The 12,129-nt window shown below is 43.9% G+C and carries 8 protein-coding genes; 2 read left to right on the top strand and 6 right to left on the bottom strand.

All coding sequences use genetic code 11. The features are described from left to right. Positions 1-4 precede the first annotated feature (4 nt). Positions 5-1,135, bottom strand: a complete 1,131-nt coding sequence (locus ACFGVR_RS13950) for a chorismate mutase (RefSeq protein ID WP_448697911.1) — start codon at positions 1,133-1,135, stop codon at positions 5-7. Between the two features lie 136 nt (positions 1,136-1,271). Continuing rightward, entirely contained in the window at positions 1,272-2,108 is an 837-nt protein-coding gene (locus ACFGVR_RS13945) for a prephenate dehydratase (RefSeq protein WP_448697910.1), read from the bottom strand. Between the two features lie 510 nt (positions 2,109-2,618). Here ACFGVR_RS13945 and ACFGVR_RS13940 point away from each other — a divergent pair. Then, positions 2,619-4,289, top strand: coding sequence for an ArnT family glycosyltransferase (locus ACFGVR_RS13940; protein ID WP_448697909.1), 1,671 nt, complete (start codon positions 2,619-2,621; stop codon positions 4,287-4,289). Here the strand turns inward: ACFGVR_RS13940 and ACFGVR_RS13935 are convergent. Beyond that, the gene (locus tag ACFGVR_RS13935) at positions 4,286-5,059 is read right to left on the bottom strand and encodes a helix-turn-helix domain-containing protein (RefSeq protein WP_448697908.1); all 774 of its coding nucleotides are present in this window, start codon (positions 5,057-5,059) and stop codon (positions 4,286-4,288) included. The two genes, ACFGVR_RS13940 and ACFGVR_RS13935, sit on opposite strands and share 4 nt — an antisense overlap. Positions 5,060-5,152: 93 nt before the next feature. Further along, positions 5,153-7,654: a beta-galactosidase gene (locus ACFGVR_RS13930; protein WP_448697907.1), complete on the bottom strand. Its 2,502-nt coding sequence runs from the start codon at positions 7,652-7,654 to the stop codon at positions 5,153-5,155. Positions 7,655-8,148: 494 nt separating this feature from the next. On the opposite strand from ACFGVR_RS13930, the gene ACFGVR_RS13925 reads away from it, so the two are divergent. Then, complete coding sequence (locus ACFGVR_RS13925) at positions 8,149-8,523, top strand: hypothetical protein (RefSeq protein ID WP_448697906.1); 375 nt, start codon at positions 8,149-8,151, stop codon at positions 8,521-8,523. A 204-nt stretch (positions 8,524-8,727) separates the two neighbouring features. On the opposite strand, the gene ACFGVR_RS13920 is transcribed toward ACFGVR_RS13925, so the two are convergent. Beyond that, entirely contained in the window at positions 8,728-11,091 is a 2,364-nt protein-coding gene (locus tag ACFGVR_RS13920) for a glycoside hydrolase family 2 TIM barrel-domain containing protein (protein ID WP_448697905.1), read from the bottom strand. Positions 11,092-11,099: 8 nt separating this feature from the next. Next, on the bottom strand, positions 11,100-12,089 hold the full coding sequence (locus ACFGVR_RS13915; RefSeq protein ID WP_448697904.1) for a glycoside hydrolase family 53 protein: 990 nt from the start codon (positions 12,087-12,089) through the stop codon (positions 11,100-11,102). Positions 12,090-12,129: the final 40 nt, after the last annotated feature.

Here is a 12,129-nt window from a genome sequence, read left to right as displayed (position 1 = left end):
CCAATTAAGCGTGTGTTAAATGTTCCTGTTGTGAACCGGCAACACCATCTTTATTCATAATCTCGGTTTGCTTGCGGATAGATTCGCTGTGGATCAGTTCAAGGAACTTCTCTGTAAACTCTTTGCTCAGTTTTAGCGCCGAGCCATAAGTTACGCGTTTGTTCAATATTTCTTCCCAACGGTTAACCTGCAAAATGGTGATACCATTGTCTTTTTTGTAATTACCGATCTTCTCTACGATCTGCATCCTTTCGGCAACTTTTTGGATCAGCAGATCGTCGATCTTGTCGATCTGACCACGCAGTTCTGCCAGTTTATCTTTTACATCCGGTGTTCCGGCGCTGGCTTTTCTAACTTCCAAACGCTCCATAATATCATTCAGCGCTGATGGCGTTAGCTGTTGTTTAGCGTCTGTCCAGGCTACTGATGGGTCGATATGTGATTCGATGATCAAACCTTGCATATCCAGATCGAGCGCTTTTTGTGCGATGTATGGGATCAACTCGCGGTTACCGCAAATGTGGCTTGGGTCGCAAATAATAGGCAACTCGGGTGCATGTGTTTTTAAGTTGATGGCCAGATCCCACATCGGTTCGTTACGGAAAGCCGATTTTTCATGTGATGAGAAACCACGGTGTATTGCTGCAAGTTTAGTAATGCCTGCGTTGTTGATACGCTCTAAAGCACCAATCCATAACGACAGGTCGGGGTTAACCGGATTTTTAACAATAACCGGCACATCATGGCCTTTTAAGGCGTCGGCAATTTCCTGCACAGTAAAAGGGTTAGCTGTTGAACGGGCGCCCACCCATAAAATATCAACACCGGCTTTTAAAGCTTCTTCAACGTGTTTAGCGGTAGCAACTTCTACAGCTACAGGTAAACCGGTTTCGGCTTTGGCGCGTTTTAACCACTCCAAACCAATGCTGCCAATGCCTTCAAACTCTCCGGGACGGGTACGTGGTTTCCAGATACCTGCACGTAAAGCCGATACACGGCCGGTAGCTGCCAGCAAATGCGCTGTAGCAACCAATTGCTCTTCTGTTTCGGCGCTGCAGGGGCCGGCTATCAGTAAGGGCTCTTTTCCAACTTTCATCCATGAAGAAAGCGGCTGTATGTTAAAATTGAGTTTCATCGTTTTTGTTGTTAGTCCGAAAGTCGGCAAGACCGAAAGTCCGGAAGTTTTAAAGGTTAATGTTTGATATTGTTATTGCTGTTTTACTAATTTGTTATTATTTCTTTCCGTCTTACGGACTTTCGGACTTCCCGACTCACACCGTATCATTCTTTAAATATTCGCCCAGTATGTTAAAATTATGTGTGTATTTAAGTATCTGCTTAATAGCGGCATCGTACTGCTGCTGATGCTCCCATTCGGCATCTACATAAAAATTATATTCGTTACGTTTACCTAATACCGGCATCGATTGTATCTTGCTCATGTTCACACCTTCTACAGCTAAAATATTCAATACTTTGGCCAGCGATCCAACTTCGTTACTCACCTGGAAACAAAGGGATGCTTTGTTGGCTTTGATCTTAGGCGCGTTGCTGTGATCGGTGAGGATCAGAAAACGGGTATAGTTTGTCTTGTTCGATTCGATACGACGCTCCAATACATCCAGTTCATACAATTTTGCGGCAAGTGTGTTGGCCACCGCTACGGTGTCGGTTAGCTTTTCATCACGTACCCGTTTGGCGCAAGCTGCAGTATCATTACCCTCCACCAGTTGAATATGCGGGTAATCCTCAAAAAAATCCAAACATTGGCGCAAAGCTATCGGATGCGATATCACTATTTTTACATCTTCAAACTTAACACCGGGGTAAGCAAGCAAATGCAGCTGAATAGGCAAGTAAACCTCGCCCACTACCGGAAAGCTGTAATCCATCAGCAAAGAGTAGTTTGGCAATATGCTTCCTGCAATGCTGTTTTCGATAGCCATGATCACATAATCGGCTTCTTTGTTTTGCAGTTTCTCGAAAGTTTGTTTGAACGATTTACACTCAACAGTTTCGATATCGTCGCCAAAAAACTTAAAAGCCGCCTCTTCGTGAAATGAAGCCCGTATGCCCTGTATAGCAACTCTTGGTTTTTGCTTTTCCATATTGGTATTAAAGCAAAAAGTCCCGGCTGTTTGGCCGGGACTTTTTGCTTTTTCTTATATCATGTTATGACATATTAGTCCCGGCTTGTACTTGTAAAGTAAAAGTAATAACCGAACCAGTATGCGTTTGTAAACTTCATTATTTTTGTATTGCGCCGTAAATGTACATCAAATAATTAATTTGTCAATAGCTAATTTTTATTTTTTTATTTATTCCGAATTTTGTTCGGATAGCTACTCTTTATTTGGCTCCAAACCCAACTATATCCTGATAATTTTAAAAACAGCCCTTGCACATTAATCGATGTGGAAGAAATCCGTTTTTATATCGATCATAAAACCAGGCGTTGTAACATTTTCGTACTTAAATAGTCTTTAAATAGCCTAACAGGCCAATAATACTTTTGTAATATTAAGTTAACATTTATAAAAATTGCTTTTTTATGAGACTTTTTTAAAAGCAATTTGGTCATTTTGTGATTTCTATATCTTATCACTAATACTACCTTCATGATCGATTACCCTGAAGCAAAAGAGAAAAGCGTTAAAGTTAAATGTCCCCCCATTTACACAAAACCATTTACCGAAGATAATTCTGCGCGCTTAACCATTATATTAATTGCGGCTACTTTTTTAGTGCGCCTTTTTATCGCTGCCTTTACAGGATTAGGTATCGGCGAGTCATATTACTTTCGTGGGGTCCTGCATTTAAGCTTAAGCTATTTTGATCAGCCTCCTTTGTTTTTCTGGCTAAGCTGGGTAACCACAAAAATATTTGGTTTAACTAACCTGGGCCTTCGTTTACCGGCGGTAGCCCTGTTTGCAGGCACAAGCTGGCTCTTGTTTCTGATCACAAAGAAGCTGTTTACTGCCCGGGCCGGCTTCTGGGCCGTATTGATGATGAACCTGAGCGCGGTGTTTACCATCCCGGTAGCGGCCTGGTTTCAGCCCGATGCCCCTTTGATGTTCTTTTGGCTTGCTGCTATCTACTTTATGGTACAGCTCATGCTGCCCGAAAAGCATCAGTTATACACCAAACGTAAAACCACTTTATTGTGGGCATATGTAGGCGTTTGCATGGGCCTCGCAACCCTGAGTAAATACCATGTGTTGTTTCTGTTTGTTGGCATACTGTTATTTATAGCCACCAATAAAAACCAGAGGCATTGGCTAAAACATCCGGGGCCTTATCTGGCTGTGTTGATCACGCTGCTCTTTGCCTCACCCATCATCTGGTGGAACGCTCAGAACAACTGGGTATCTTTTGTTTTCCAGGGTTCGCGCGCGGGCAGCGATGGTCATTTTGTATTACATCCCGACTGGCTGCTTCGCAGCTTTATTGGCCAGGCCTGCTGGATATTACCCTGGATCTGGGTTCCGCTCATCCGCCAGCTTTGGGTATCATTCAAAAACAAAGCCACCTCGCAGGTTTACAGCTTTATATTCTGGACGGCTGTTTTGCCCATCGTGTTTTTTACCGTTATTACCCTCTGGGCCGATTTGCAGTATCATTTTCACTGGCAGGCTCCGGGCTACCTGATGTTGTTTATACCACTGGGATACGCCATTGATAAAAATCTTAAAAATACGGCAAGAGTAAAAGGTACGCGCCGTTGGCTCAAATTTTCGGCCTATTTTACCATTATTACCATTACCTTTTTAAGCACCCATATGATAACCGGTTTTTGGCAATGGTACGGGCCTAAATACATTGTCAACAAAACCCATTTAGGTATCGATGATCCGACCATTGAGGGTACTGATTATAACGATATCAAAACCCGTTTTGAGCAGGAAGGCTGGCTGGGTAACCCTAAAATATTTGCCGGTTGTACCCGCTGGTGGCTTACCGGCAAGGTCGACTGGGTGTTAAAAGGTAAGCAACCTATTGTTTGTTTTAGCTACGACCCGCGTAACCTGGCTTTCCTGGTCGACCCCGGAACTTTAAAGGGTAGAGATGCCGTAATTGTAACCCAAAATGATACCAACAGCATTCATGAGGACGTTACTCCATTTTTCGACAAGGTAAAACGTGTGCCCGATATTGTGATAACACGTAACGGTCGCCCTGAGTTGCATTTGGTAACGTTTTACTGTACCAATTTTCATGCTCCCGCACAAAAACGGGCCGATTTGCCTGTGTATTGGCAGTTGATGGGTTTACCGCCGTTCGGGCATTAAGCCAAAACTGCTCCGTTGGTAAAAGTGGTTTGCTGTTTTCTGTTTTGATACTCCAGGTATAAAATGTAAGTCAGCAGCACATCACAGGGTATCGAAATGATCAAACCCGTACTTTGAACGCTAAAGTTAAAGCTTAAAAACAGCAAGCTTTGTACGATCCCGGTTATACCGGCAATACTATATAGCAACCTGAAATTGCCGTTTGAACGTTGGTTGAACACACCTACACCAAAAACGACGCAATTAATGCATAACGCAATGTATACCGGGCCAACAGTTGCAGCGTCAACTAAATAAAATAAATTAGTAAGCGGCAGCAGGATCATACTCAACATGGCTGATATAGCGAGCGTTTGATTTTTGCTTTGTTTCCCTAAAAGATAAAACCCGTAATAGAAACCCATAGCGCTCAGGCTATGAACAGTAAACACGAATAGCTTGGCAGCGGAACCAAATGAGTGGCAGATCAGTTCGCCAACAACGGCTATACCGTTCACCGAATAAACTAAACCCGCCAAAGCAGTAAACTTCAGAGTTTTTACCGGGAGATCATCGTTACTGCATTGTGCTTCCGTAGTTATATTTTTAAAGTCGCAATCCAATACTTCCGATAGCAGGTTGAGGGTGTACATACGCGGCACTACCTCGCCGGCTTCAATACGTTGTATGCTGCGGATATCTACTTTGCATTGCTCGGCAAGTTCTTTTTGTGTGATGCCTTTAGCGTTACGCAATTCTGTAATTTTTTGTCCTAATGCTGGCTGTTTCATTGTTTAAAATATTTTGATAACACAAAAATAACCGTCCAAAATAGTATTTAACCTGCAACGCCTACGGCATTTGTACGGCATTTCATGAGCTCGTCAAAACACTACCTCGTATTGCGGTTTTACACGAATACCATTTAACCCGGCATGAGTAGTGTTAGAGAAATCCAGGTCGGTACCCGGTTCAAAATGGATCTGCCGGTTTTCCATCAGCGGTGCTATCTGCAAAATAAACTTTTGCTTACCCAACAGGTCGGCACGGCGTTTTAAACTATAAGGCATGGCGTTGCCGGTATAATAATCATCGGCAATGATGAGGCCATTGGCGTACAATCCTGCAGTATTGCCCTTATAATCAAACTCCGCTAAAACGTCGTGCACATTTTTCGGCAAAGCCTGTGGCATATTGATAGCGTAGCTTTTGTAAGGCAGTTTAGCATCGTACCTGATACCATAAGCAGGGCCGGCTGGTGTTTTACCCATCAAACTTTGTGTATACCGCTCAAAGCTGGTATCGGCAGATATTTGCTTAAAGGAAATTTCCACCGGCTTCCAAACCGGCAAACTCACCGAATACTTGTTAAACAAACCTTCAACACCAGCTTCGGTAACGGCTTTGTTTTTAATGCGGATTGCCGGTAAGGCATCAAAGCTAAAAGCGGCCTTATCTGTTGATCGGATGGTTAGTTCATCTTTCTCCTCATCATAAAATGCCATATTTGGCGTAAGCAGCAGTGTTTGCACACCTTTGATGTTAAGCACGTACGAGTATCGGGCCTCATCGCGTTTCAACAAAAGCACCTGTATGTTCTCACCGGTTTTAGTAGTGATACTGATGCTTGAGTTTTTACCCGGCACCATGCCATCAACAAGTACATCCTCTCCGCTTCTGATCATCTCGCCCGATGCCACTTTCATGTGTGCGATGTTTCTGTTCTCAAACTTAAACTGCGGTGCTACACCATCCATCGCATAATAGCAATACACTTTGGTTTTATTATTATTCAAAATAACCGTTGGGTGTGCAGTTGCGTATTTAAGTAATACTCCATCCATGTTGTAATTAAAAGGCATTACCCCATAAACTTTGTTGTTGATGTTCAGCGTTCCCTTTTCGGGGATGCGGATGGTTTCTTTTTCTGTTTTGATGGTAAACACCACGCCTTTATGATCGGCCATATCAAAATGGCGTACATAGTTGTTAAAGAACACATATCCCGCTCCACCCCGGCTGCGTACCGAGTAACGCAAAGCTTTCAGGTCATCCGCCTTTTCGGGGTTATCTGCCGGGATCTGAGCCGCCATCGGTGCCAGGTTGCTGCCGTAGGTATCAACAAACTGGTGCAGTAATTTAAAATCGTGGTAATAATCGCGGATATATCCCCACTCACTTATCGGCGCCTCAAAATCGTAACTGATCATCGGGTAATCATTCGGGTACGGATAGATTGTCGATTTCGACTCTTGTGTCGGGTATTCCTTGTTCCAGCTTAGCGGGTGCTGCGTACCGTGGAATACATAATAGCCTAACATATTAGCACCTACGCCCAACCGGGTATAATCCAAAGCCAGCAGATCGCCTGCCTGTAAAGTTGGCCTGCGGTGATAGGTGATCTGCATACCGCCACCCAGTTCAACCGTTAAAAACGGGTGGCGATAAACCGGTGTTTTAGCCGCGCCTGCCTGGTAGGTCAGCACATCGTTACCAATGTTTTTATCCTTCCTGTCGGATGTAAACAGGTAAATATTATTCGGCGGCAGGTCTTTGGTGTTCTGCGTCCACGGTGCATCCGGGTAGCCGCCCCACAAAGGCATTACATCATCCTCGGGCACCTGCGGACCGGGCCACCCGGTAACCACATACAGCGGCACATCCATCCCATCGGCCACAGCCATTTTTTTAAGGGCAGCCAAATACTTATAACCATCGCTGTTGGGTCCGTTACTGCGCATCTCATTATCAACCTGTATCCCAATCAGCGGGCCGCCGTCTTTATAATACAAACCTTTAAATTGTTCGGCCAAAGCTTTGTACCAGTCGCCAACCTCGGGTTCAACGCTGCCGTTTTTGGTTACCCGGTCAAAGCCGCTTTTCATTTTCTTTTTTACAAACCAGTCGGGCATGCCGCCGTTACGTGCTTCGCCATGCGCCCAGGGGCCAATACGAGCCACTGCCTTTAAGCCATGTTTGGCGCATAACTGAATAAAATACCGTACATCCAGGTTATCATCAAACCTAAATTTACCTTCCTCCTGCTCGTGATGGATCCAGAAATCGTAAAAAGCGATCACGTTAATTCCCGCCGCTTTCATCTGCAAAATCGCTTCTTCCCATTCGGCACGCGGGTAGCGCGAATAATGGATCTCGCCCATCACCGGCAAAACAGGCTTACCGCCCATGCGCAGGTAATAATTATTCAGGTCAAGTTCCACTCCCTGCGGGTTTTTGTTACTCCCCTGCTGAAAGTGCTGCCCCTCGATATAGCTGATATCCTTGCCTAAAACAACAGTATGTTCTTCTGTTTGCGCTTTGATAGCGATCGTAAAAAACACAAGGCATAAAGCCATTAAGGCGGATCTGGGAAATGGTAAATACATCTGAAATCAGGTTTATAAAACAATGATAAAACTATCCGGGCGTTTTGCCATCCTGAACTATCATTGTTGGTATCAAGTCGCAAGTATCAGGTATCAAGTAATTATCTTTTTGTCTTACTACTTGCTACTAACATATGATCATTTTTAACTTGTCTTGGCTTTTGATTCTTGCATCTCGAACAGGGTGGGTAAAAGTGGGTATTTTAATGCCTTATTTAACACTTTCGTCGTTTTTGAAGCTAATAAGCACATTTTAAATTTTCCATACCCACCAGCCAGGTGGGTATAAGGTGGGTATGTGGTGGGCATACCCACAACAGCATTTTCAATTCGTGTAATTCGTTTTTATTCGAGATCATTCGTGTCGTCCTAACTATAAATATAAGCATTTTCCGGCATTTCTGGTAGCTTTTCGCGATGAATATTTTCATAGCGCACACATTATAACCCATCGCAAAACATACCGATTTTTGCTATTTTAGCAAGGCAAACGTATGACAAAGAAACCCATGCCTTTTGATTTTCTGCTGGACTATCTGCCGGCCAATATCATTGTAAAACCGGCGATCGGCATGTTCTATGTCTATTTCGATAAAAAGATCGTGCTCATCTTCAGACAAACCAACAAAAACCCGCAGCACAACGGCATCTGGATTTCAACCCAACGCCAACATCACGACAGTTTGAAAACAGAGATCGCGGCAATAACCCATTTTGAACTGGAAGAAGGCTTTGATACAACCTGGCTATTGCTCAACGATAAACACGAAGATTTTGAAAGCGCCGCGATACAACTTTGCGAACTGGTTGCACACAAAGATCCCCGGATAGGTAAAGTAACGCCTGCAAGCGCGGCACTGTTTCAATAAATAATTGATCTCGCGCTCGTTTATAAGCGAGCGCAAGAGTGATATGTTGCATTACTTTCCCCCAAAATAGCGCAAGTCTTGCGAGCCCGGTTGTGATGTGGCTGACTTGTGATCAAAGCACGTAAGCACAAGTCACCAACCCCACTTGCTTTCACACAAGACTTGCGCTATGATGGAGCTCGCTATAACGAGCGCAAGAGTGATTCAATGGATTTCACTTCTCAAAATTCCGTCTGACTTCAATTTACCTGAAGAAATGCTTAACCCAAATGAATGGGTTTCACTTCTCTTTTTTATTAAAAAAGTAGCAATTCCAGCCTCACATTTTATCTTATCCGGACCAATAACAATAACATTATCTGTTCCTGTAACCTCCACCTCATTCGTAGCATCAGGAACTATTGTACCGTTGGCGTCTACAACCGCAGCATGCACTAATATCACATCTGCAGATCCAAAGCTTCTTCCGCCTGCATCTTCATCCAAACTCAACTTCACAGCCTCCGCTTTGCCCGGCGTTTGCCTTACTGCATCCGCTGCTTTCACACCCTTTACATACCCAACTGCTTCCAGTTTACCAGCCTCAAACTTGTCAATAACAAAAGTAAATGGAGGGTGCGGCAGGTTATTACTGTATGCATCCTTATCGGGATGTTGGTTGCCGATACGCTTACCGTTCAACAGCAATTCAACCTCATCGCAATTGCTATAAACTTTCACACTTTTGGTTGCCGGGTCGTTCCAGTAATTGGCGATAAAAACCATCGGCTTACCGAAACCTTGATCATCCGGTTTTGGTCCGTACTGGCTTTGGTAAAAATAGAACGAGAATTTAGGCAACCGGTAAATATCCATCACACCCGACGATTCGATATCGCTCGCATACCCACGCTTATAATCAAACATCAGCCAATTGGCATCACCTACCGCCGGGCCATTCAGGTTATCGTTATGCGATTCCTGGAAGTTATACGCTTGCTGCAGCATCCGCGCTTCGCCATCAGTGCGCAGTTGCCGTGAGTTGCGTTCTTCCTTTTTCAACCCTTCATAAGCTTTTTGATTAAAGCCCGCGTTTTGGGCATAATATTCCCAGTCGCCGTATTCGGCTAACAGCAGTGGTTTAGGCTTATTATATTTTTTCCAGTAATCAGGAGCCTTGGCATGTTGCCTTGCGGGACTCGACAGGTCGTACGCATAATCTATCCAACCTATCGAGTACACATCCTTAAAAGGCAGTTCGGCATGCACTATACGATTAGCTTCGGTCATATAGGCTTTACTCATACCCGATTCATTGAGCGAAGCTTCCCAAAGGATGATCGAAGCATGATTACGATCACGATGGATCATATCACGGATATTCTGATAACTATTCTTCTGGAAAACCTCATCTCCAAAAAACTGCCAGCCGGGGATAGCATCCATCACCATAATACCCAACTCATCACAGGCATCTAAAAACGCCGGCGATGGCGGGTAATGCGAGCAGCGCACAAAGTTGAAACCGGCATCTTTAATTTTCCAGGCATCACGGTATTGGGCATTATCGCTCAAAGCATAACCGATATAAGGATATTCCTGATGGCGATTGGTGCCCACAATATTGAGTTTCTCACCATTCAGATAAAACGCGCCCGGTTCAAATTTGAAGGTTTTGATGCCGATCTTTTGCTTTTGTTCGTCAACTACTTTATTGTTCTGAATAACCTGCACTGTAAGGTTATACAGATAAGGGTGTGTTGGAGACCATAATTTTGGCGATTTAACTGTCAAGATTTGCTCAAAATTTGGAAAATTGCCATCAGCAACTCTTTTTGAGGCCGAACTGCTTTCTGCGATATTTTTACCTTCCTTATCACTGATAATAATTTTCACATGCACCCATGAGTTAGACTGCCATGTGCTATTCACTTCGCTTTTTACGAAAACCTTAGCAGACACTGCATTAACATCCTCATAATGTACCATAACTCCGCCGGTGGCTTCATGGTTAACGGTGACCGCATTAGTTAGATGAAGCGGGTTCTTTTCAATTAACCACACATTACGATAAATGCCGCCATAAAAATTAAAGTCAAGGTCTTTTATAGGCTTACCTGGCGGGATGTGTGGATTATCAACGTTAATGAGTTTAACGAGTACGCAATTTTCTCCGGGCTTTAAGTAATTCGCAGCGTCAACAGTAAACGGTAAATAACCACCAATATGTTTAGATACACGCTGGCCGTTCAAATACACATCCGCGTCATTCATCGCACCATCAAACTGTATCGCCACATACTTGTGTTTATCAGCAACGGGTAAAGTGAAATATTTACGATAGTAACAGGTCCCCTGCCATTGCTCGTTTACTTTGATCACCGGCTCAATTTGCGGGGTATGTGGAAGCGTAACTTGCTCCCACTTAATGGTTTTATCAGTTTTTGATGATAGCACCGCTTTGGACGTTGTGGTATCTATATCTTTTACAAACTCCCAGTCGCTGTTAAAAAGCTTACCTGGATGCGTTTGTGCCGATGTTTTAACAAATGGTATTGCAGTCAGTAATAAACAAAGCAGTTTTTTCATTCAGTATTCTATTTGATGTTGTATTTGGCGGCGATCTTAGGGTAAACTTTCATATACTCGTTCTGATGGCCGCTCCGGTCAAACACTGCTTCCTGGTAATTTAACGGCTCCCATATAAAAGTACCTATCCCTTTTTTATCAGGCAGGTTAAACGCTATATCGTTCACCTCATCTTTCTTTTTGGTGTATTCAACCACAATAATGTCCTGTTTATAACGCGTTGCCAGGTCGGTCAGGTTATTTTTCAGGTCTTCAATTGTGCCGTGCCACTCCGGGTAGTATGATTCGCCAATGATATCAAACTTCACATCGCGCGCTATCATGTTATCCAAAAAATACCGCGATTCCTTATTCTGCCCGCCGCAGGCAATATGCAGCATAATTTTCGCTTTCTTATCCACTGCTTTTACGCCCGCAACGCCGGCCTTAAGCAAACCCGCCAAAGTATCCAGGTGCTTAATATTGGCAATGGGCCACATCATTCCGTGGTTGATCTCGTTGCCCACCTGCACCATATCCGGCAATGTGCCTTGCGATTTTAAAGCAGCCAGTACCTTTTTGGTAAACTCGCGCACACTATCCTGCAGGTCGGGGTAACCGGTGTTCTTCCACGCCGATGGCATATGCTGCTTACCGGGATCGGCCCAGTTATCACTGTAATGAAAATCCAGCAAAAAGCCCATACCGGCTGCCTTGATCCGTTTAGCCATTCTCATGGTTTCAGCCAGATCACAATAGCCCTTTTTCGAATAACCGCTATCGGCCCTCGGGTTATTAAAAATGCGTAAACGGATATAATTAAACCCATGCGCCTTCAGTATCGCAATGGCATCCGTGGCAACGCTGTCGTCGCCATAAAACTTTTTACCCTGCGCTTCAAATTGCGGCAGCCATGATATATCGGCGCCCAATATTTTATCGTGTTTCGATTGCGCTTTCGCGGATATATGGGTCAAACAGATCAGTAAAACAAACCCTAATTGTTTCAGATGTTTCATAGCAGTTTATAATTGGTGATGCAAGTTAAATAATCTCCGC

Source organism: Mucilaginibacter aureus (assembly GCF_053514885.1).
Note: the sequence above shows the minus strand (reverse complement) of the source record. Positions and strands in the feature narration are given on the sequence as shown.